Origin of the sequence: Falsihalocynthiibacter sp. S25ZX9, from assembly GCF_041205405.1 — a bacterium.
GTDB lineage: Bacteria > Pseudomonadota > Alphaproteobacteria > Rhodobacterales > Rhodobacteraceae > Falsihalocynthiibacter > Falsihalocynthiibacter arcticus.
Genome location: NZ_JBGFCD010000001.1, coordinates 326,259 through 347,979, shown reverse-complemented (window position 1 = coordinate 347,979; position 21,721 = coordinate 326,259). Strand labels below are relative to the sequence as shown.

Below are 21,721 nucleotides of genomic sequence, written 5' to 3'. Positions count from 1 at the left end.
TGACTTTCACACGCTTTGCGGGGACTTTTAACAAAAATTGAGACGAAAGCAGTGGTCCAACTTATGTATAAATATCTATTGTTCTGTTCCGCCCTGACACTGTCAGCCTGTGCAACCGGCACCCCCCCCTTTGGCGGCGCCGGTTCGGACGAAGAAACGGGTGGTTCCCAAGCCACGACCGATAACTATATCGGCGACGACAATGATATGAATAATCTGGTCTACGACGCCGCCAATGACCAACTCGTTATCAACAACTTGCCGTTCGATGGCGACGCTGGACGCTATGTAAATACCGGCATCAAGGCCCTTCCAGAGTTCCAAGTCTACGCGAGCCAGCAAGCTGGCGAGAAAGGCCACGTTCAGTATTACGCGGTCTATAGCCAATCCGCCTATAGCCGCGCTGGTGCCGCAGGCAGTGGCAACCACATCAATGGAGAAGGCGGCGGCATTTACGCTGACTTCGGCCACGGTGGCGCCATGATTGGCCGCGCTTCGAACAATGTTACCCGCCCCACAGGTGAATTGCGCTATGATGGCAATTATGCTGGCATTCTCGTGCACGATGATGCCACATCCCCCGCCGAAGCGATCACTCTTTCGAGCGGAGAGGTCTTGGTTTACGTCGATCCTAACGATTTTGACCTAACCGGCGCCATCCACGGCTTTATTACTGAACGCTTCGAATACGACACAAACGGCACACGCATCGGGGCACTTGAGGCCCTAGTACTAGATGAAACTTCTGCTTTTACGGACAGTGGCATCATCGAAGGAACCGCACATTCGGGTGATAGGACCGGCACCTATTCGGCAGTTTTCTCAGGCCCCAACAGCGAAGAAGTGGTTGGCGCGGTGCGCATAGCTGATCCAACGGTTCAAGAAACGGGCGTCTTTATCGCTGCGGACTAGCGGCCAATGCGTCTCTGGCCCCTCCTCCTATCCCTTCTATTTTCGGCTTGCGTTGCGACCGCTTCGCAAGCCGAAGTCCGTCTTTCCCCTCAAGAAGCGCGATCTGCGGCCGCTCATTACCTAGCTGGCGGCCAACCCGTTGCCGCACGCCAAATTGCTAATGGGTTGCTCATTCGCGATCCGCAAGATCTGAATGCTCTCCTCATCTTGTCGGTCGCCGAACGCAATCTGGGCAATTTCAAAGCAGCGTCAAAAGCCGGAAAGAAAGCGTGGGGCGTAGCTGAAACTGACTCCCAGAAATACAACGCCGCTTTGGTGGTCGCTCAGGCGCTGGCCTCGGATGGATCGCATACCTTCGCGCAAATCTGGCTGCGCCGTGCCGCGCAAAACGCCCCTAGCGAGGCAGAAAAAAACATAGCAATCAGAGATTTACAGTATGTCCGCAGCCAGAATCCATGGTCCTTGGACTTTCGGTTTTCTCTGCGCCCCTCGTCCAACATCAACAACGGCTCCAACTCCGATGTCGTTATAATTGGCGGCCTTCCCCTGATTATTTCTGGCCGCAACAAACCTCTTTCTGGTATGGGCCTCGTGGTTGGCGGACGGGTGGAATACGAAAAGCCGCTCTCTGAGAGCAAAACGTTGAGGTTTGGCGGCGATATTGAAACGCGCCAATACAAGCTGTCCGAAGAAGCCATCTCCATAGCGCCCGACGCCAAGGGCAGCGACTACGCCTTCAGCAGCTTCAAACTTTATGCCGCCTATGACTTCGCGGCCCCCTCAAGCATGAATGCCCATTCCTTTGAGGCTTCGGTCGGGCGCTATCGCTATGGCGGCGAGCCTCTGAGCAACTTGATCTGGCTTAAATATTCCCTACTCCATAGACAGGAAAGTGGCAGTATTTTGCAATTCTCCCTTTTCACAGAAGCCAACTCGCGATTGGACGACCATGCGCGCGACACAGGGAGAGTACTGGCGGTTATACAGCAACGGCGCGCAACAGAATCCGGCGGGATATTTAGTTGGAATATCACGGCGAGCACCACCAATCTTATTGGCGATCCAAAATTTGGCCGCGCTTCGGACCTCGCCAATGACGCCATAGGCGGCGGCATCAGCTATACTTGGGCCAAGCCGTTTTTCTCGGCCACAACGAGTTTATCCCTTCAATATGACGGGCAAGTATTTGAAAAATCAAGGTATACTCAAGGTGAGAAGCGCGTAGACCACCTCGGAGTCGCGACGCTTTCAATGTTCTTTGACGATTTCGAATATTATGGCTTCGCGCCGGTCCTCGACTTTTCCTATGCGCGTAAATACTCTAACGCCGCCCTATTCTCTGCAGACGGTTTTGGCTTGGGCCTTGGATTTCGCAGCAGTTTCTAACGACCCGCCCCTTACAACCCTTGAACCTTCGGTGCGTTTGAGGGCACTCTATGCACAAATCAACAAAGGATTTCTGTAATGGGTATTAAATATCTTCACACGATGGTGCGTGTCAAAGACCTCGAGGCATCGATGGCGTTCTTTGCGCTCCTTGGCCTCAAAGAGACCAAGCGTTATGATAGTGAAAAAGGGCGTTTTTCCCTTATTTTCATGGCAGCCGAGGGTCAAGAAGAATGCCCAGTAGAACTTACTTATAACTGGGATGGCGACGATGATCTTCCAAGTGATGGCCGTCACTTTGGCCACTTGGCCTATGAAGTAGACGACATCTATGCCACCTGCCAAACATTGAAGGATGCGGGCGTCGTCATCAATCGCCCTCCCCGTGACGGGCATATGGCTTTTGTACGCTCCCCCGACAATATCTCGATCGAATTGTTGCAAAAAGGCGCGAACCTCGCCGCCGCTGAACCTTGGGCGAGCATGGAAAACACCGGCCACTGGTAGATATTCGTGCAAAAGGCCCGAGGCGCATTGTGCTTCGGGCCCTTCACAGCGCTGCATAAATTCTTAATAAATATAGCGGATTTGATCGGTCCAGTACCGTTCGACACGGCGCAGGGACACATTGATTTCCTCAATGCCATCCGCGCCGAGAACCCCCTTGGACTCAAGCCCGTCCGCGTGTCGCATAAATAAATCATTCACAACATCGCGAATATGCCGCCCCTTTTCCGTAAGGCGCACCCGCACGGAACGACGATCAATTTCACAGCGTTGATGGTGCATATAGCCCATTTCAACCAGTTTTTTCAGGTTATACGAAACATTGGAACCCTGATAATATCCGCGGGTTTTCAACTCCCCTGCGGTAACCTCGTTCTCGCCGATGTTAAACAACAACAGCGCCTGAACCGCATTAATCTCAAGCACGCCCACGCGCTCAAATTCGTCCTTGATCACGTCAAGGAGTAGTCGGTGAAGCCGCTCCACAAGGGCCAATGCCTCTAGGTATCCGGTCATAAATCCCTGAACGGTTGGTACCGCCAGCTTGGAATGCATACTCATAAATCTCTCCGCGTTTATCTTTGAAACGACATTCGCGGCAAAAACCGAACATTCGGTTAAATCATAGAAATTGATCTGAAAATTTTTGACTTATTTTTTGAAAGCGTGCGCACAAACTGTCGTGATAATCGCCGAAAACCGTTCTGGCGTTGGCTTTGTGCCATTCACCCACGTGTAAAGTTCCTGATCATTTTCCCACAAAAGCGCGTCATAGATATCGAGTGTCGCCGCATCCATCCCCACCAATTCGGTGTCTGAGAAGGGGCCGAGAATCATATCCATCTCTTTGATGCCGCGCCGCCAGCTGCGCATTTGCATCCGTTTGATCCGATTCTCCGGAGTCTCATTCAGGATTTCTTGGTTCATCTACCCGTCCTTTTGCTTGTCAGCGCATCGATGTGAGCCTAAGACATGGTTCCGGCAGATACAAACCGGAGCCTCCCATGTCCAGCATTCCTGATGATTTTCTTTCCAAAACTCTTGCGCGCGTCAAACCTTCCCCCACGATTGCCGTGTCCAACCTCGCCGCCGAACTCAAGGCCGCTGGCAAGGACGTGATCGGGCTTGGCGCCGGTGAGCCCGATTTTGATACCCCCCAGAACATCAAAGACGCAGGGATCGCGGCGATTACCGCTGGCAAAACCAAATATACCGCCGTGGATGGCATTGCTGAACTCAAATCCGCGATCTGTGCCAAACTCAAGCGCGACAACAACCTCTCTTATGTCAACGCACAGGTTACCGTGGGCACGGGCGGCAAGCAAATCCTCTATAATGCCCTGATGGCAACGATGAACGCAGGCGACGAAGTCATCATTCCAGCACCTTATTGGGTCTCCTATCCCGACATGGTGCTGCTCGCTGGCGGCACCCCTGTCGCTGTGGAAGCGGGCATCGAAACGGGCTTCAAAATGACACCCGCACAGCTCGAAGCCGCGATCACCCCGAAAACCAAATGGCTGATCTTTAACTCGCCGTCCAACCCCACGGGCGCGGGCTATACCGCCGCCGAACTCAAAGGCCTCACCGATGTCCTCCTGCGCCATCCTCATGTTTGGGTGATGACCGACGACATGTATGAGCACCTCGTGTTTGACGACTTCAAATTCGCTACACCCGCCGAGGTTGAACCCAAACTTTACGCGCGCACCCTCACCTGCAACGGCGTGTCCAAAGCCTACGCGATGACCGGTTGGCGGATTGGCTATGCGGCGGGGCCACAACCCTTGATCGCGGCCATGCGCAAAATCCAGAGCCAATCAACCTCCAACCCCTGCTCGGTGTCCCAATGGGCGGCGGTCGAGGCGCTCAACGGTCCGCAAGACTTCCTCGCGGTGAATAACGCGACCTTCCTGCGCCGCCGTAACCTTGTTGTGGAAATGCTCAATTCCGCGACGGGCATCACCTGCCCCACACCCGATGGCGCGTTTTATGTCTACCCCAACATCGCGGGTTGCCTTGGCAAAACCACCCCCGCTGGCACCAAAATCACCGACGATCAAGTCTTCGCAACCGCTCTTCTCGAAGAAACGGGCGTTGCGGTGGTGTTTGGCGCGGCCTTCGGACTATCGCCCAACTTCCGTGTCAGCTACGCTACTTCCGACACGAACCTTATAGAGGCCTGCACGCGCATCCAAACATTCTGCGCGGCGCTCTCTTAACGGGGCAATTTGACGAGTGAAGGATATCTAAATGGCTGGTGAGCTGCCCGAGTTTTACTTTCGAATCCGTGAAAACGGGGCTGCGGTTTTTCGTGTTGATACGGAAAACCGCCAGCGGCGCATCGAGATGGATCAAATCGCCGTGGTTAACGTGCGCAATGGCGAGATAAAACCCCACGGGGATCGGCCTTTGTCGGACCCCGAGAAGGCCGCGATCACCCAATGGCTCTCGGATCGGCGCAGCCTACTGGCGCAACGCGATATCGATGATATCCACCGCGCGGTGGATTACCTCAACATCACCACGCAATGGGTTCAGAGCAAAGCAACGGATGAGAATCTCGACGATATCACCGATACGCTCTTGCTTGCGATGCATGATCTGCGCACGGTTTTGGTGCGCAAAAAGGCCGATCGCATCCTAAAAGGGCGCGGCTAACAGCTTCTAGGCTTGCCCGATTTTCACCGACCGCATCCAAAACCGCATCGTCAACAATACTGCCGCCGCCGACAGGCCGATCACAAGACCGCCCCAAACGCCCTGCGCGCCATAGCCCATGACAGTGCCCAAATAATAGCTCGCGGGCGCGCCCAATCCCCAGTAGGACAAAACCGCGATCCACATCGGAATCCGCGCGTCCTGAAGACCCCGCAGCAAGCCAAGCGACATCACTTGCAAACTGTCCGCCACCTGAAAAATCCCCGCCAGTAGCAACAGACCCGTGCCCATAACGATGATTTCACCGCGCAGAGGATCGTCAGGCGCAATAAAAGCCCCGACCAAAAACTCTGGGTACAGCACAAAAAGCGCTACCCCAAACAGCGACAGAATAAACGAGGCCAGCGTCGCCACCAGCGCGCCACGGCGCAAATGCGCTTCATCACGGATGCCGTAAGCACGGCCAGCACGGATCGTCGCCGCGGCTGACAGGCCAAGATGCACCATGAAAACCGCCCCCGCCATCTGAAGCGCAATCCCGTGTGCCGCCAGTTGAATCGTCCCCAACCAACCGATCATCAAAGTCGCAAGGTTAAACAAGCCGACCTCCGCCAGACTGGTGATGCCAATCGGCGTCCCAAGGCGCACAACTTCGCGAAAAGCTTCCCAATCGGGCCGCCAAAACCGCACGAACAATTCATGCTCGGGCAATTTGCGGATCGCATAAAGCCCCATATAAATCAGCAAAAGCGCGTTCACCCCAAGGGAGGCAATCGCCGCCCCGCGAATTCCCAACTCTGGCGCGCCTAAGTTGCCGAAAATGAACGCGTAATTCATCACGATGTTCAAACCCACGGCCGCCAGCGACGCATAGAAAACCGCGTTCGCCCGTTCCAGCGCCGAAAGATACATCCGCAAAACCGTCGCCAAAAGCGCGAGCAACATCCCCGGTGCCGAGATGCGCAAGTAGGATTGCGCCGCAAGTGAAAGCTCGGGGTCCTGCCCCGCCGCAATCAAAATCGGCGCGGAATAAATCATCGGAATCATCACAACGACCGAGAAAAACCCGACCGCCCACATGCCCATACGGGTGACACGGCGAATTTGCACCGGATCACCCTGCGAATCTGCGGCCGCCACGAGGGGCACAACCGCCCCCGCGAAACCACTGCCCAGAATGAACAGAATAAACGCAAACGACGTGCCCAAAACACCCGCCGCCAGCGCATCCACGGAATACCACCCCAGCATCAGCGTGTCGGTCATATGGACCGCAAACTGCGCAAGTTGACTACCAATGAGGGGCAAACCAAGGACGACGATTGCACGCATATGCGCGCCGTATGACATTTCTTTAAGCATGAATTTCGCTTACGCCTGTTTTCTGAGCAATACAAGAATGGAGAGGTGTAAAATTCCACCCTCACGTCACCATAGGGCGAACTTGCGAATACTTTATGCGTTTTCGACATTTTGTGGCACAATTTCGCCACGCGTAACAAATGCATACATAAAAACAGGAGCAAAAATGCAGGAAATCTTTTCGGGCGTAAGTTGGGCCGCCGTTTTTGTCGGGGCAATTGTATCCTTTGTTGTTGGCTGGCTTTGGTACTCCCCCAAACTCTTTGGCGTCAAATGGGCTGAAGGTGTTGGCGTTAAATTAGGGGATTCATCGGAAATGCCCAAAGTCGCGATGATCAGCCAAGCCCTCGGCCTCTTTCTCATGAGTTGGTTTGTTGCCGTCACAGCAGCCTCCAACCACCTCCTCACTGTCATCCTCGCAACTCTCGCCTTCACCGTGATGGGCTATGCCAACGGTGCCTTCGCGCAACACTCCGACTACGCCCGCAAAGTGAACGCTGGCTACTGGCTGGTCGCGCTTGTCATCATGGTTATCTGTAACGGCATCTTCTAAACGCGCGGCTTCCCCTTCGCGGGGAGGCCAACAGACACGCTTGCCATAAATGAAGGCCCGTTTGTACAAAATCACCGCGCTACCGCTTGCTTGCTCCGCATCCCAATGTCACAATAGCCAGCAACCAAAATCAAAAATGAGCAGCGCATCATGGCAAACGACCTTCTTTCTGGCACCGTTCCTGAAAAAGAATACGACGCCTCTTCCATCCAAATCCTTGAGGATATGGAGCACGTGCGCCTGCGCCCTGGCATGTATATTGGTGGCATCGACGAGCGCGCCTTCCACCACCTCGTCGCCGAAATCGTTGACAACTCCATGGACGAAGCGGTCGCGGGCCACGCCACCCGCATCGAGGTCGAACTCCACGCCGACCACTCGGTTACCATCCGCGACAACGGCCGTGGCATCCCCATCGATCCGCACCCAAAAGACCCCACAAAAACCGCCCTCGAAATCATCTTCTGTACCCTCAACGCGGGCGGCAAATTCGGCGGCGACGCCTATGAGACCTCGGGCGGCCTGCACGGGGTTGGCTCCTCTGTGGTCAACGCCCTCTCCGACCACCTGCGCGTCGAAGTCGCCAAAAACCGCGAACTCTTCGCGATGGAATTCTCGCGCGGCGTCCCCCAAGGCCCGATCCAGAAAATCGGTGCCGCCCCCAATCGCCGCGGCACCTCCGTCACCTTCCACCCCGACGCCGACATCTTCGGCAGCCAAAAGTTCAAACCCAAACGCCTGTTCCAAATGGCCCGCTCCAAAGCCTACCTCTTCTCTGGCGTCGAAATCCGTTGGAAATCCGAAGTCGACGATGGCGAAACCCCGCTAGAGGCCACCTTCCACTTCCCCGGCGGCCTCGCGGATTACCTCAACGAAACCCTCGGCGCCTCCTCCACCTACGCCGACGCGCCCTTCGCGGGTAAAGTCTCGTTCCAAGAAAAATTCGGCGTCCCCGGCTCCGTGGAATGGGCCGTCAACTGGACCCCCGCCCGCGACGGCTTCATCCAATCCTACACCAACACCGTCCCAACCCCCGAAGGCGGCACCCACGTCGCCGGTTTCTGGGCCGCCCTCCTCAAAGGCATTCGCGCTTACGGAGAACTGGTGAACAACAAAAAGGCCGCGCAAATCACCCGTGAAGACCTGATGTCGGGTGCCTGCGCCCTCGTCTCCTGCTTTATCCGTGACCCGCAATTCGTCGGCCAAACCAAAGACCGCCTCTCAACCGAAGCCGCCCATAAAATGGTCGAAAACTCGGTCCGCGATCACTTCGATAACTGGCTCGCCAACGACACCAAAGCCGCAGGAGCCATCCTCGACTACCTCGTCCTGCGCGCCGAAGAACGCCTCCTGCGCCGTCAGGAAAAAGAGACCCAGCGCAAAACCGCCACCAAAAAACTCCGCCTCCCCGGTAAACTCACCGACTGTTCCTCCAACTCCCGCGAAGGCACCGAGCTTTTCATCGTGGAAGGGGACTCTGCGGGTGGCTCCGCCAAAATGGCGCGCAATCGCAAAACCCAAGCCCTCCTGCCCCTCAAGGGTAAAATCCTCAACGTCCTTGGCGCGGCCTCCAATAAAATCGGCACCAACGCCGAAATCAGCGACCTCGCCCAAGCCCTCGGCGTCGGCCTTGGTACCAAATTCAACCTCGACGATCTGCGCTATGAAAAAATCATCATCATGACCGATGCGGACGTCGACGGCGCCCATATCGCCGCCCTCCTGATGACGTTTTTCTTCACCCAAATGCGCCCGATGATCGACGCAGGCCACCTCTACCTCGCCTGCCCGCCCTTGTTCCGCATCGTCCAAGGTTCCGAGCGCCTCTATTGCCTCGACGAAGCCGAGAAAAACGCCGCCCTTGAAAAAGGTATCGGCGGCAAAGGCCAAATCAAAATCTCCCGCTTTAAGGGCCTCGGCGAGATGGACGCAAAAGACCTAAAAGACACCACAATGAACCCCCTCACCCGCAAACTCATTCGCGTCACCATAGACGAAGACGAACCCGGCGAAACCGCCGATCTTGTCGAACGTCTGATGGGCAAAAAACCCGAAATGAGGTTCCAGTATATTCAGGAAAATGCACGGTTCGTTGAGGAGCTGGATGTCTAGGGGAGCTAGTGGCTGGGGCCGGATCAGGTAAAAGGCACCATCGAGTAAATAGCCCTGCGAAACGCATTTAAAAGGGTGCATTGCCGCAACACGCGCAACGACACCCTAAATAAACGACTGTTGCTTCAAAAGCTGAACGCCTTTTCGGCCGCCAATGCCATTTTGGAAATAAGCCATGGAGGGGCAAACGCTTTAGCGTAAGAATTGCTTTTTTTTAAGGACCTGTAACTGTGATCAAAAAACTAATTAAAAGACTAATTATTAATACACCCCTTGAGGGAGTCGCGCGTGCCGTTTTACGACGGGAAGCTAGGGTGGAGTTCAAAACGTCTGGCAGTTACTGGGAAGAACGTTATTTGAAGGGAGGAACTTCAGGTGCAGGCAGCTATGGCCGCCTCGCAAAATTTAAGGCGAACGTTCTTAACGAATTTGTAGCCACGAACTCTGTCATAAACGTAATCGAGTTTGGACCGGGCGATGGAAGCCAACTTTCCTTGGCATCTTACCCCACCTACACTGGCGTCGATGTCTCAGAAACAGCTGTTGTTGCGTGCAGAGAACAGTTCAGCCAAGATCAGTCAAAAACATTTTTGACCCTTCAAAACTATGAGGGTCGAAGGGCCGAATTGTCCTTGTCTCTCGACGTCATTTACCACCTAGTAGAAGATGAAGCTTTTGATACCTATATGGAAAATTTATTCGACGCCGCCGAACGATTTGTGATTATTTACAGTTCGAATAAAGACGAGCAGGCTGTCGCACAACATGTGAGGCACCGCAAGTTTACCGATTGGGTTTCGACAAACGCGCCAACTTTCTCACTGGCGGCACAAATCCCAAATCAATATCCATTTAATCCTGACGATCAGGAAAATACATCGTTTGCGGACTTTTATGTGTTCCAAAAATCCGAGTAGCAAGAACGCCATTATTCCGTCCAAGGAAATTCACAAATAAAATCATATGCAATTCATATGAAAAACATATGCAAATCTTACCCCTGCTTTAAAACCCCAGATTCCAGCCGCACAATGCGGTCCATCCGAACCGCAAGCTCGGGATTATGGGTCGCAATCACCGCCGATAATCCCTCGTTTCGGGCCAGATTCATCAGGGCTTCAAACACAACTTCCGCCGTTTCAGGGTCCAAATTCCCCGTCGGTTCATCCGCCAGCAAAAGCTTCGGAGAATTCGCCAAAGCACGACAAAACGCAACCCGCTGCTGCTCCCCGCCCGACAACTCCGCCGGACGATGCCCCGCACGATCCTGAAGGCCCACACTCTCCAAAAGCCCCCGCGCCCGCGCCTCCGCAGCCCCCTGCGAGACCCCGTTAACCAACTGAGGCAAAACAATATTCTCCAACGCCGAGAACTCAGGCAGCAAGTGATGGAATTGATAAACAAACCCAACCTCGGCCCGCCGAATCCCCGTCCGACGCCGCTCCGAAAGCCCCGCCACGTCCTGCCCCGCAATCCGAATAACCCCCGCATTCGCACTGTCCAAAAGACCCGCAATATGCAGCAAAGTCGACTTCCCAGCCCCCGAAGGCGCCACCAACGCAACAACCTCGCCCCGCGTAATCCTAAGGTCCGCCCCAGACAACACCGTGATCTGATTTGGCTTGCCCGTATGATAAGATTTCTCAATCCCAATCAGCTCCAAAACATCACTCATACCGCAACGCCTCCACAGGGTTCATCCGCGCCGCCCGACGAGCCGGAAAAATCGTTACAATACAAGACAGTAGAAGCGATAACGACACCGCCTTCACCACATCCTGCCACATCAATTTCGCTGGCAATTTATAGATCCCCCGCACCGAAGCATCCCAAACATCCCCCCCCGAAGCGCCATTCACAAAGGCCAAAATTTGGTCGAAATAAAGCGCGAATAAACACCCAATAATGACCCCCAAAATCGTTCCAATAACACCGACTAAAGCCCCGCAAATAAGGAATATTCGCATCACAGACCCTTCGGTCAATCCCATGGTCCTCAGGATGCCAATATCGCGCCCCTTATTCTTCACCAGCATCACCAAGCCCGACACAATATTCAGGCTCGCAATCAAAACCAACACCGCCATCAACACAAACATCACCGTGTCTTCAATCGCCAAGGCCCGTAAAAACCCGCCCGACCGATCACGCCAAGACCACAACAACGTCCGCTCCCCGCCCGCCGCCAACAGCGCAGGCGTCATGTCATCCACGCCCTCAGGATCAGCCACCATGACCTCCAATTCATCCGCTACACCTTCGCGATTAAAGAAGCTCTGCGCCTCCTCAAACGGAAGATAAACGCGAACGTTATCAATGTCATAACGCCCTGCAGAGAAAATATAGACGACCTCGTAAACATTCACCCGAGGACTGGTCCCAAAGGCCGTTTTTACCCCATTGGGCGAAATCAACGTGATTGCATCGCCAACATCGAGGTTCAAAGTACGGGCCATCTCACGCCCAATCGCGATCCCCTCGTCAAATCGCGCAATGTCCCCAATCGATGTTTCAGGATTGGCAATACGAGGAATTCCCGCGAAATCCTCAGCCGTAATCCCGAAAACCTGCGCACCCGTATTTTGATCGCCACTATTGGCCATAACATTGCCCCGCACCAACGGCGCAACGCGCGTCACACCTGGAACCTTTGCAATGGCTTCGGCACGCGCGGCATAATCGGGCATTACGCGACTGGATTGCCCCAGATCGTTGATTTCTTCTGAATTATAGACGGTCACATGCGCGTTTGACCCAAGGATCGTATCAACGAATTCGGCGCGGAACCCTGCCCGAACCGCCATTGTGATAATGAGAGCGGCGACGGCGAGCAAAATGCCGACAAGGCTGATCCACGTCATTACACTGACGCCACCGTCTGAACGGCGTGCCCGCAAATAGCGCCAAGCGATCATCCATTCAAAACGGGAAAAGGGGGCAGTTTGGTGCACCACGGGCAGCTCCTTGTTGATTGGGCAGACTTTGGGCGGAAGGTTGCAAACCGTCAAGTTTAAACAAAATTTCGGCGATATCCGGCTTGAAATTGCCGCAAATGTGAAACGCCCTGAGCGGTGGGGCGCTTCTGTATCGTCGCTTAAAGTGCCGCGTAAATCGCGATAACGCGCGCGATAGCTTCTTCTGGAGTGACTTCTTCGCTTTCACCGGTTTTACGGCTGGTCAGTTCCACAACACCATTTTTCAAGCCGCGCGGCCCAACCGTAATCCGCCAAGGCAGACCGATAAGATCCATTGTCGCAAATTTTCCGCCAGCGCGCTCTTTGCGATCATCATAGAGTGGATCGAGACCTGCTTTAACAAAGGCCTTATAAAGCGCTTCACAGGCTGCATCAGCTTCGTCATCGCCCTGTTTGAGGTTCACAATACCAACATGGAATGGCGTCACGCCTTCCGGCCAGATGATGCCTTTATCGTCATGACTTGCCTCAATGATCGCGCCCAAAAGACGGCTCACGCCAATTCCGTGACTGCCCATATGGACGGGCACTTGCTTTTGATCCGCGTTGACAACTGTCGCGCCCATGCTCTCGGAGTATTTGGTACCGAAGTAGAAAATCTGCCCCACTTCGATGCCCCGTGCAGTGCGGCGGCGCTCCTCAGGAACCGAGTTGAATAGGTCTGCATCGTGGGTTTCATCGGTGCGGGCGTACCGCGAAGTGAATTCCTGCAATACGGCTTCGCATTCGGCCACATTGTCGAAATCAACTTCGCGATCCCCGAACGACAGATCGGTAACCTCGCTGTCATAGAAAACTTCGCTCTCGCCAGTGTCTGCCAGAACGAGGAACTCATGGGTGTAATCGCCGCCAATCGGCCCGCCGTCGGCGCGCATCGGGATGGCTTTGAGGCCCATGCGCTCGTAGCTGCGCAAGTAACTCACAAGATGACGGTTATAGGCGTGCAACGCATCTTCTTTGCTCAAATCGAACGTGTACCCGTCTTTCATGAGGAACTCGCGTCCCCGCATCACCCCGAAACGGGGGCGAATTTCGTCCCGGAACTTCCACTGAATTTGATAGAGTGTGAGGGGTAAGTCTTTGTAACTATTGACATGGCTGCGGAAAATATCCGTGACAGCTTCCTCATTCGTGGGACCATAAAGCATGTCCCGCCCGTGGCGATCCTGAACGCGCAGCATCTCTTCGCCGTAATCATCATAGCGCCCACTTTCACGCCACAAATCTGCGGGTTGAAGAGTGCTCATAAGAATCGGAATGTGACCTGCTTTTGCCTGCTCTTCGTGCACGATATTTTCGATATTGCGCAGAACTTTGAGGCCGAGAGGCAGCCAGCTGTAAATCCCAGCGGCCGTTTGCTTGATCATCCCCGCACGCAGCATAAAGCGGTGGCTCACGATTTGTGCCTCGGCGGGAGTCTCTTTGAGGACGGGCATAAAGTAACGAGAAAGACGCATGTGTAGGCCCTTTTGGCAAATTTTCGGTCTTTAATCCTCTATGCCAAACCGCGCACACGTTCAATGGGGCAAGGTGATCCACAGTGTAATTGCCATGCAATATCGTTAAAAGGTCTGAAACACTTGAAACCATTGGGGCAATGCGCAACATAGGGCGAAACACAAAGGATTTCCAATGGCGCTCTCGAGTTCTCAACAGTTCAAGTATTGGTCCATCGCTTTGGCGGTTTTTCTCGTCGTTCTTTGGTCCCTTGGGAATGTGCTGCTGCCATTTCTCTTAGGGGGGGCGATTGCGTATTTCCTTGATCCGGTTGCGGATCGACTTGAAAGATTAGGTTGTTCGAGAGTCATTGCAACAGCGATTATTACCCTCTTGTCTCTTCTTGTCTTTGTGGTGATGGCGCTCCTCATTATTCCGACTTTAGTTATCCAAATCAGTGAACTCATTGGTAAAGTCCCCGAGTATTTCAACAATATCCGAGATTTCATAACCAACAAGTTCCCCGATATTGCCAATAGTGAAAGTACGATCCGCCAATCGCTCAACTCCCTGAGCGAAGCCGTGAAATCCAAGGGTGGCGCGTTGATTGAGGGCGCTTTTGCCTCGGCGCTCTCTTTGGTGAACATCATTGTGCTTTTGGTTTTGGTGCCCGTCGTTGCGTTTTATTTGCTCCTTGATTGGGACAATATGACCGCAAAAATCGACGCGCTTTTGCCACGTGACCACGCACCAACCATTCGTCATTTGGCCAGCGAAATCGACAGGACGCTCGCGAGCTTCATTCGCGGCCAAGGCACGGTGTGCCTCATTTTAGGAACGTATTACGCCATTGCTTTGATGCTTGCGGGATTGCAATTTGGCCTTGTGGCTGGTTCCGTCGCTGGAATGCTCACCTTTATTCCCTATGTTGGCGCGCTTGTCGGCGGTGGCTTGGCTATTGGTTTGGCGCTCTTTCAGTTTTGGGGCGAATGGGGCTCCATCGCCACTGTCGCGATCATCTTTGCGATAGGTCAGGTCGTGGAGGGCAATATCCTCACACCCAAATTGGTCGGCTCCTCGGTGGGCCTACACCCCGTCTGGCTCATCTTTGCGCTTTCTGTTTTTGGCACTTTGTTTGGATTTGTCGGTATGCTTATCGCCGTTCCTGTTGCTGCCTCAATCGGGGTCGTGACGCGATTTGGGATCAAAGGGTACACCCAAAGCTATCTGTACCAAGGCACTGAAATATCCAATAAAGAGCCTGAAAATGCCCCGACAGCTGACACTTAACCTTCCGGTAAGGACGGCCCTTGGCCGCGAAGATTTCTTCGTTTCCCCCTCCAACGCCCATGCTCTGGAGACCCTAAGTGCGCCAACAGATTGGCCCTTGGGCAAGATCGTGTTGTGTGGTGAAATAGGATCTGGGAAAACCCATTTGGTTCACGTTTGGGCGGAGCAAACGCAGGCACAAATCCTTCAGGCGTGCGATCTGGAGGCCTCAAACATCGAGCAACTCGCACAGGCCCCCCTTGCATTTGAGGACGCAGATCAGATCGCTCAAGATGGCGAACGCGAAACCCTGTTGTTTCATCTGCACAACCTAATCCTTGCGAATGGACATTTCCTGTTACTCACGGCGCGCACCGCTCCAAGCCGTTGGAATATCGCCCTACCTGACCTCAAAAGCCGGATGGAGGGGACGGCTGTCGTGCAACTTCAAGCTCCCGACGACATGCTCCTCACGGTAGTCTTGCTCAAGCATTTCAACGATCGCCAATTGCACGTCGCCCCCGAGGTCGTCGACTATATCATCAAACGTATCCCACGCTCGCTCGGGTTTATTGGTGAGTTGTGTGTCGCCCTCGACCAAACCGCCCTTTCTGAAAAGCGCGCGATCACTCGCCCACTGGTCGCCAAAGTGTTGGATGTTCTGGACAAAAACCACACAACTGGCGCATAACTTCATCATAGCGTCATAAAACTCCCTTAGGTCGTCCGTATGAATGAATGTGATTTCTTAACCGCGCCCTTTCCCGCGCCCGTTCCCCTAGATCCGCAAGATTTTATGGGTCCTCGCCGTTTTTTCAATCGGGAGCTGTCGTGGCTCGCGTTCAATTGGCGTGTCCTTGAAGAAGCTGAGAACCCCAATGTTCCCCTCCTTGAGCGGCTCAGATTTCTATCGATTTCGGCAACGAACCTCGACGAATTTTACACGGTACGTGTCGCCGGTCTGCGCGAATTGGCCCTTGCTGGCAACACCACCCCCGCCGCTGATGGACGCAGCCCTGCGGATCAACTGGTTTTGATTCACAAAGACGCGCGTGAGTTGTTGAACAAACAACAGGAAACGTGGATTTCTCTCCAAAGTGAGATGGCACAGGAAGGCATTTTGGTTCTCAAAAACAGCGAGCTTTCTGCTGAGGACAAGAAATACCTAAAGGTCTATTTTATCGATCAGGTTTTTCCTGTTCTTTCGCCACTCGCCATCGATCCCGCGCACCCGTTCCCTTTCATTGCGAACACGGGATTCTCGCTTGCGCTGCAACTTGAAAGCAAAGAAAATGGTCGGACCCTCAAAGCACTCTTGCCTGTACCAGCCCAAATCAAACGGTTTATCTCCCTGCCAAGTGAAGACGGGCAATATCGTTTTCTACCCATGGAGGAGCTGCTCCTCTTACATTTAGACAGCCTGTTCCCCGGATACATGGCCAAAGGAAGTTGTGTTTTCCGTGTCCTGCGTGACAGCGACCTAGAGGTCGAAGACGAGGCCGAAGACTTGGTCCGCGAGTTTGAAGTGGCTCTGAAAAGGCGCCGCAGAGGTGAGGTGATTCGCCTTAAAATCTCGAACGGTGCACCAAAGGCCCTGAGCAAACTCATCGCCGACGAGCTTCATGTTTCCTATGACGAAGTCGTTGAAACAGAGGGGCTTTTGGGGGCGTCCGACCTCGCGGAGCTGGTGATCGACGAGCGCCCAGACCTCTTGTGGCCAAGCTTCACGCCGCGTGTTCCCGAACGCGTTCAGGACCATGACGGCAATATGTTTGCGGCGATCCGTCAAAAAGACATGCTCCTGCATCACCCTTACGAAACCTTCGACATGGTCGTGCGCTTCCTTGATCAAGCCGCCCGCGATCCTGATGTTGTGGCCATAAAACAAACCCTCTATCGCACAAGCCGCGAATCCCCAATCGTTGAAGCGCTCTGCGAAGCGGCCGATATGGGGAAATCCGTCACTGCCTTTGTCGAGCTAAAAGCCCGCTTTGACGAAGCCGCAAACATCCGCCAATCTCGCCGCCTAGAGCGCGCAGGAGCCCATGTTGTATATGGTTTCATCAACTATAAAACCCACGCGAAAATCAGCATTGTTGTGCGGCGTGAAGGCGACCAGCTTGTCACCTATACGCATTATGGCACTGGCAACTATCATCCGATTACGGCCCGAATTTACACGGATTTGTCGTTTTTCACCTGCGACCGTGCGCTCGGAAGTGACGCAACAAAAGTCTTCAATTACCTTTCCGGATACGCGCAACCTGTCGGGTTGGAAAACCTTTCGATCTCTCCGCTTTCCCTAAAATCCACGCTGCTTGAAAAAATCGCCCGTGAAGCGAAATTCGCGCAAGAGGGCAAAACAGGGGAAATTTGGGCCAAGATGAACTCGGTGGTTGATCCGGACGTCATTGACGCGCTTTATGCCGCCTCACAAGCGGGCGTGAAGATTAGTCTTGTTGTGCGCGGAATCTGTGGATTACGCCCAGGAATCAAAGGGTTGTCCGAGAATATTCGGGTGAAATCTATTGTCGGTCGTTTTTTGGAGCATTCTCGAATTGTTTGTTTTGGGAATGGCCACGGCCTCCCCAGCAAAAAAGCCGAAGTCTATATCTCCTCCGCGGATTGGATGGGACGCAACCTTGTGCGGCGCGTTGAAACTCTGGTTCAAATCACTAACGCGACAGTAAAGGCCCAGATTGTGAGCCAAATCATGGCCGCGAATATGGCGGATGTGGCGCAGAGTTGGATATTGGCACCCGATGGGTCCTACACTCGTCCACCCCATGAAGGAGGCGGGATATCCTTCAACTGTCACCGCTTCTTTATGGAGAACCCCTCGCTTTCAGGCAGGGGCAAAGCTGGGGCGGCGGATGTGCCAGAATTGGCGCATTCCAAAGATTGACAATATGCATATTCTCAAGGCAAGGTGCCTAAGAATTGAAGGAGACACACATGAGTGACGTCGATTTGGCCGAAGATCTCTGGGGCCCATTTGGACGACCACTTTTCGAGTCCCCCTCTGCGCATGCGCTAAGGCGTGTAGGGGTGGTTGATGTTGGGTCAAACTCAGTTCGCCTTGTTGTATTTGACGGTGCGGCGCGCAGCCCTGCCTACTTCTACAACGAAAAAATTATGTGTGGCCTTGGGGCCGGGCTCGGCGAAACCGGCCGCCTAAATCCCGAAGGACGCAAACGTGCCCTCGCTGCAATCAAGCGTTTCCAGCGCCTTGCAGAGGGGATGAACATCGCACCGTTGACAGCCGTCGCCACGGCCGCGGTGCGAGAGGCGGAGGACGGCCCTGAGTTTCGGGAGGAGATAACTCGGGAAACTGGCCTCCGCCTATTTGTCATCGACGGAAAAGAAGAAGCACGCCTTTCGGCACAGGGCGTCCTGCTCGGCTGGCCCGAAGCAAAAGGGCTGGTGTGTGACATTGGCGGCTCCTCGATGGAGCTTGCGGAACTGAAAGCCAGCGGAGTTGGCTATTGTGTTTCAAGCGACCTTGGCCCCTTGAAACTCATGGGTTTCAAGACGAAACAAAGCCAGAAGGCCCATATTAAATCTGTGATCGAAGACCTGCACAATCAGATGCCGATCACCGATAAGCGGCTATTTCTCGTGGGAGGCTCTTGGCGTGCGATTGCGCGTTTGGACATGGAGCGGCGCAACTATCCGCTCCATGTCCTCCATGAATATCGAATGACACCAAGATCGGTACTCGATACCGCAAAATGGATTGCCGAAAACGATCTCGACGATTTGGCAAGCCGCACCAATACATCGTCCGAACGTATGGCGCTGGTTCCTATCGCGAGCCAAGTCCTCAAACAATTGCTAAAAACTTTCAAACCAAAAGAAATCGCTATTTCCAGCTATGGAATCCGCGAAGGAATGCTCTATGAGCAAATGCCAAAACGGGTGCGGCGGCGTGACCCTTTAATCGAAGCCTGCAGATCCGCGGAGGCCAAAGATGCGCGTTCCCCTGGGTTTGGCCGCGAATTGTATGACTTCATCATGCCGCTCTACAAATCTGCACCCGATGAAACCAAGCGACTTATTAAGGCTGCCTGTTTGCTTCATGATGTCAGTTGGCGCGCCCATCCGGATTTTCGCGGCGAGGTTTGTTTTGATAACACCACCCGCGCAAACCTTGGTGGTTTAAAACATCGCGAACGTATATTTTTGGGGCTCGCCCTACTGCATCGCTACAAAAACAAAAGCGAAACGTCACGCTTTGCCCCCCTGTTTGAAATGCTCACGCCAAAGCAAAAAACCGATGCCGAGATCTTGGGCAAAGCCATGCGGTTTGGGGCTATGTTTTGGACCAAGCACTTGAATGCGGTCGCCAGTTTACGCTTTCACCCAAAGAAAAAAGAGTTGGTGCTGCACCTCGACCCCGAATATCAGGACTTGTTTGGTGAGGTAGCGGCTTCGCGTTTCAATGCCTTGGCTTCAGCCCTAGAATCCAACGCCCGCGTGGAATTTTCTAAGGGTTAAAGTTCGATTTCCCCCTCCTTGAGAGGGCGAATACGGCGGATGACAATGTCGCCGTTCGGCATTTTCTCGGGCGCTTCATAGTTCCGAAAATCATCAATCATTTCAATGAGCTGTTGAACTTTAGGCCCAAGTTCATCGCCAAAGGTCTCAAAATTCTTCAAGGCAGGCTCGATTTGCGACAACAATTCCTTGAACAATAGCTGCAACCCTTGCTCTAATAGGTCAGCACCATCGGGTTCTCCCTGTGGTTCCGCTACACTTGGAAACGCTACAAAAGAGGCTGCAACAATGGCAAAACAAAAATGTCTCATGTTGCCACCCTAGCAAATGATTGCTGATTCTTTAAGCGTTATAGATCAATGTCCAAAGACACAGGGAAATGGTCAGACGCTGCTAGGAGTGCTTCGCGTAAAGGAAGATCACTATAGATTTTAGGATCATCGAACGGGTGCCAGATCCGCCAAACAGGTGCGCGTGCACGTAACGATTGCGGTACCATTATGTAATCAAGCAAGGAACCAAGATAGCGTTTTTCGTGGGCGATGTAGAACCGCGATGTTGTTGGAGTCCCGCCAAATTTCTGGGCAAGGCCAGCAGAGGCATGCGGATCAAAAAGGCAGTTATTCCCGCCCTCACCCAAAACGACTTCCACTCCGGAACGGCCAAACAGTTTTTCATATTCATCCAAACCGGGACCGTCGTTAAAATCGCCCATGACCACGACGTCTTGCCCGCACCCTAATCGCTCAACAACGCGGCGTCGCACCCAAATGCATTGCGCCAATTGCTTACGACGGTTCTCAATCGCAATGCGGATTTCTTCGTCTTTATCCTTCGCCCCATAGGGCGCCTTAGATTTGGCGTGCACGCCAATAAGACGAAGCCTCTCTCCACTTTGTGTCGTCAGGGTTATTTCCAAGGGCGGCTTTGAGAAAACAATCGAATCTTCCATGCCGTCCACATCGATATCCATGTGAAATTCCTGATCAAACTGGGGAGAGAGAGGCGGCTCGCCCCCCTGTGGATCATGAACGGCAGAGAGTTTCCTCGGATCATACATCAAGGCTATTTCTTGCTGGGTATCGTTGGAAAACCCGCAAACACATTTGCTGACTCTCAAGCCAAAATCGGTGGAAAATTGTTCTAAAGCCGCGACAGTCGAACGTTTCTTGTCAGTCTCGGGCGCCTCGATAACCATGACCGCATCCGCGTCCAGAGACTGAAATACCTTGCCCAACGCCTCGATCTGCTCCCGACGGGATGTCTTGTATCGTCGCGAAGGCTCCTCATCATAAAGTAATTTATTGTCGCGGCTAAATAGAGCCGAAAACCACTCCGTATTATAGGTCGCAAGGCGCATTAAGCGGCGTCCCTTTTTAGTTCTTCCCATGCGTGGTTGATCGCGATCAGGCGTTTTTCTGCCAGTTTCACAGCTTCGACGGGCACGCCCCGTGCGATCATGCGATCTGGGTGCGTTTCGCGCACCAAATCGCGCCAAGCTTTTCGAATCTCTGCTTGTGAGTTTGCGGGTGAAACGCCAAGGACATCATGAGGGTCAGGCTCTGCATCAGGAACAAACCGCGCCCTCAATCCGCGGAACTCACGGTCATCCATCTCAAATATTCTTGCCACTTCGACGAGGAATTCATCTTCGAAAGGGTGGTATTCCCCATCGGCCATAGCAATGTAAAACAACCCTTCCATGAGGTCACAAAGGGCGGTGTGGTCGGCCCCAAACATGCGCCGGATGCGTTTGGCATAGTCCTGAAAACCAGCGGTATCCGTCCGCGCCATGTTGAAAACACGGGCTGCATTTGCTTCGTCTTCAGGGGAAATGTGGAAAACTTCGCGAAAAGCCGCAACTTCGTCGCGCGTGACCTGTCCGTCCGCCTTCGCCATTTTTGCCCCCAAGGCAATCACTGCGATCGTAAAACCAACGCTACGTTCAGGAGGGGCGCTCAGCCGATCGAAAACTTCGTAAAGGCTTTCGCCCTTAGAAAGGGCCGATAGTGCGTCGGCAATACGGGTCCAAATCGACATAGTGAAAAAC

21 protein-coding genes are annotated in these 21,721 nt (G+C 53.6%); 12 read left to right on the top strand and 9 right to left on the bottom strand.

Annotated elements, in window-relative coordinates:
• Positions 1-63 precede the first annotated feature (63 nt).
• From AB9F29_RS01675 to AB9F29_RS01665, 3 genes are all read left to right on the top strand, one after another.
• Entirely contained in the window at positions 64-912 is an 849-nt protein-coding gene (locus AB9F29_RS01675) for a hypothetical protein (protein ID WP_369754371.1), read from the top strand.
• Positions 913-918: 6 nt separating this feature from the next.
• A complete protein-coding gene (locus tag AB9F29_RS01670; protein ID WP_369754370.1) occupies positions 919-2,298 on the top strand; it encodes a surface lipoprotein assembly modifier in 1,380 nt (459 codons plus the stop codon).
• Between the two features lie 78 nt (positions 2,299-2,376).
• Positions 2,377-2,805: a VOC family protein gene (locus AB9F29_RS01665; RefSeq protein ID WP_369754369.1), complete on the top strand. Its 429-nt coding sequence runs from the start codon at positions 2,377-2,379 to the stop codon at positions 2,803-2,805.
• A 63-nt stretch (positions 2,806-2,868) separates the two neighbouring features.
• On the opposite strand, the gene AB9F29_RS01660 is transcribed toward AB9F29_RS01665, so the two are convergent.
• On the bottom strand, positions 2,869-3,366 hold the full coding sequence (locus AB9F29_RS01660; RefSeq protein WP_369754368.1) for a MarR family winged helix-turn-helix transcriptional regulator: 498 nt from the start codon (positions 3,364-3,366) through the stop codon (positions 2,869-2,871).
• A 90-nt stretch (positions 3,367-3,456) separates the two neighbouring features.
• On the bottom strand, positions 3,457-3,732 hold the full coding sequence (locus tag AB9F29_RS01655; protein WP_335586276.1) for a succinate dehydrogenase assembly factor 2: 276 nt from the start codon (positions 3,730-3,732) through the stop codon (positions 3,457-3,459).
• A 77-nt stretch (positions 3,733-3,809) separates the two neighbouring features.
• Here AB9F29_RS01655 and AB9F29_RS01650 point away from each other — a divergent pair, with 77 nt between their 5' ends.
• Together AB9F29_RS01650 and AB9F29_RS01645 are read left to right on the top strand one after the other, a co-directional pair.
• The gene (locus AB9F29_RS01650) at positions 3,810-5,027 is read left to right on the top strand and encodes a pyridoxal phosphate-dependent aminotransferase (protein ID WP_369754367.1); all 1,218 of its coding nucleotides are present in this window, start codon (positions 3,810-3,812) and stop codon (positions 5,025-5,027) included.
• A gap of 31 nt (positions 5,028-5,058) precedes the next feature.
• Positions 5,059-5,466, top strand: a complete 408-nt coding sequence (locus tag AB9F29_RS01645; protein WP_039003311.1) for a hypothetical protein — start codon at positions 5,059-5,061, stop codon at positions 5,464-5,466.
• Positions 5,467-5,472: 6 nt separating this feature from the next.
• On the opposite strand, the gene AB9F29_RS01640 is transcribed toward AB9F29_RS01645, so the two are convergent.
• Positions 5,473-6,828, bottom strand: coding sequence for an MATE family efflux transporter (locus AB9F29_RS01640; RefSeq protein WP_335586274.1), 1,356 nt, complete (start codon positions 6,826-6,828; stop codon positions 5,473-5,475).
• A 166-nt stretch (positions 6,829-6,994) separates the two neighbouring features.
• On the opposite strand from AB9F29_RS01640, the gene AB9F29_RS01635 reads away from it, so the two are divergent.
• The 3 genes from AB9F29_RS01635 to AB9F29_RS01625 all read left to right on the top strand — a co-directional run bounded on the left by AB9F29_RS01635 (position 6,995) and on the right by AB9F29_RS01625 (position 10,410).
• On the top strand, positions 6,995-7,381 hold the full coding sequence (locus AB9F29_RS01635) for a DUF1761 domain-containing protein (RefSeq protein WP_335586273.1): 387 nt from the start codon (positions 6,995-6,997) through the stop codon (positions 7,379-7,381).
• Positions 7,382-7,531: 150 nt separating this feature from the next.
• Positions 7,532-9,493: a DNA topoisomerase IV subunit B gene (parE, locus tag AB9F29_RS01630; protein ID WP_369754366.1), complete on the top strand. Its 1,962-nt coding sequence runs from the start codon at positions 7,532-7,534 to the stop codon at positions 9,491-9,493.
• A 230-nt stretch (positions 9,494-9,723) separates the two neighbouring features.
• Entirely contained in the window at positions 9,724-10,410 is a 687-nt protein-coding gene (locus AB9F29_RS01625; protein WP_369754365.1) for a hypothetical protein, read from the top strand.
• A gap of 77 nt (positions 10,411-10,487) precedes the next feature.
• Here AB9F29_RS01625 and AB9F29_RS01620 read toward each other — a convergent pair whose 3' ends face one another.
• The 3 genes from AB9F29_RS01620 to proS all read right to left on the bottom strand — a co-directional run bounded on the left by AB9F29_RS01620 (position 10,488) and on the right by proS (position 13,925).
• A complete protein-coding gene (locus tag AB9F29_RS01620; RefSeq protein ID WP_369754364.1) occupies positions 10,488-11,168 on the bottom strand; it encodes an ABC transporter ATP-binding protein in 681 nt (226 codons plus the stop codon).
• On the bottom strand, positions 11,161-12,408 hold the full coding sequence (locus tag AB9F29_RS01615) for a lipoprotein-releasing ABC transporter permease subunit (protein ID WP_369754420.1): 1,248 nt from the start codon (positions 12,406-12,408) through the stop codon (positions 11,161-11,163). The genes AB9F29_RS01620 and AB9F29_RS01615 overlap by 8 nt, the downstream gene beginning before the upstream one ends.
• A gap of 179 nt (positions 12,409-12,587) precedes the next feature.
• Positions 12,588-13,925: a proline--tRNA ligase gene (proS, locus tag AB9F29_RS01610; RefSeq protein WP_369754363.1), complete on the bottom strand. Its 1,338-nt coding sequence runs from the start codon at positions 13,923-13,925 to the stop codon at positions 12,588-12,590.
• A gap of 175 nt (positions 13,926-14,100) precedes the next feature.
• On the opposite strand from proS, the gene AB9F29_RS01605 reads away from it, so the two are divergent.
• From AB9F29_RS01605 to AB9F29_RS01590, 4 genes are read left to right on the top strand one after another with little or no spacing between them, the layout of a single operon-like run.
• Complete coding sequence (locus tag AB9F29_RS01605) at positions 14,101-15,195, top strand: AI-2E family transporter (protein ID WP_369754362.1); 1,095 nt, start codon at positions 14,101-14,103, stop codon at positions 15,193-15,195.
• The gene (locus AB9F29_RS01600; RefSeq protein ID WP_335586266.1) at positions 15,173-15,865 is read left to right on the top strand and encodes a DnaA ATPase domain-containing protein; all 693 of its coding nucleotides are present in this window, start codon (positions 15,173-15,175) and stop codon (positions 15,863-15,865) included. The genes AB9F29_RS01605 and AB9F29_RS01600 overlap by 23 nt, the downstream gene beginning before the upstream one ends.
• 39 nt (positions 15,866-15,904) lie before the next feature.
• A complete protein-coding gene (locus tag AB9F29_RS01595; protein ID WP_335586265.1) occupies positions 15,905-18,079 on the top strand; it encodes an RNA degradosome polyphosphate kinase in 2,175 nt (724 codons plus the stop codon).
• 50 nt (positions 18,080-18,129) lie between these two features.
• Positions 18,130-19,671, top strand: coding sequence for a Ppx/GppA family phosphatase (locus tag AB9F29_RS01590; protein ID WP_369754361.1), 1,542 nt, complete (start codon positions 18,130-18,132; stop codon positions 19,669-19,671).
• Here AB9F29_RS01590 and AB9F29_RS01585 read toward each other — a convergent pair.
• From AB9F29_RS01585 to AB9F29_RS01575, 3 genes are read right to left on the bottom strand one after another with little or no spacing between them, the layout of a single operon-like run.
• Positions 19,668-19,982 carry a hypothetical protein gene (locus AB9F29_RS01585; RefSeq protein WP_369754360.1) on the bottom strand — a complete coding sequence of 105 codons (315 nt, stop codon included), beginning with the start codon at positions 19,980-19,982 and terminating at the stop codon, positions 19,668-19,670. The genes AB9F29_RS01590 and AB9F29_RS01585 overlap by 4 nt on opposite strands.
• Before the next feature lie 38 nt (positions 19,983-20,020).
• Entirely contained in the window at positions 20,021-21,031 is a 1,011-nt protein-coding gene (locus tag AB9F29_RS01580) for an endonuclease/exonuclease/phosphatase family protein (protein ID WP_369754359.1), read from the bottom strand.
• Positions 21,031-21,711, bottom strand: coding sequence for a TerB family tellurite resistance protein (locus AB9F29_RS01575; RefSeq protein ID WP_369754358.1), 681 nt, complete (start codon positions 21,709-21,711; stop codon positions 21,031-21,033). The genes AB9F29_RS01580 and AB9F29_RS01575 overlap by 1 nt, the downstream gene beginning before the upstream one ends.
• Positions 21,712-21,721: the final 10 nt, after the last annotated feature.